This window comes from Paraburkholderia sp. SIMBA_053 (assembly GCF_046534895.1).
GTDB lineage: Bacteria > Pseudomonadota > Gammaproteobacteria > Burkholderiales > Burkholderiaceae > Paraburkholderia > Paraburkholderia caledonica.
On sequence record NZ_JAWRXU010000336.1, the window covers coordinates 1 to 322 of the forward strand.

Consider the following 322-nt stretch of genomic DNA (forward strand, 5'->3'; position numbering starts at 1 on the left):
ATGCTGGCGAGGAATGCAACCCATGCCGAGACGCTCATAGCGGTTCCGGCCCGCTAGCGACTTATGTCACTACCTCTCCCGATCCCCTCCCAGCGATTCCGGGTCAATATGCGCCTACCGTCAACGGCGTGCGCTCCTGACTCCTGCCGAGGGTCCGACGTGCCTCGTCAAGATGCGTTTCCAGGGCATCGCCGCACGGATCACCTTCTCCTTGAACTCCTTGCTGTAGCCGCGCCGGCGCGTTGGCTGCACCACTTCCAGAATCGCCTCATTCGCGTTCATAGCATACACGTGTCCACTTAAAAAATAGGTGGACACGATC

The 322-nt window shown here is 59.3% G+C and carries 1 pseudogene; it reads right to left on the minus strand.

The features are described from left to right. Window positions 1–120: 120 nt before the first annotated feature. Window positions 121–322 (minus strand): annotated as a pseudogene (locus SB753_RS35890) (hypothetical protein); the annotation flags it as partial.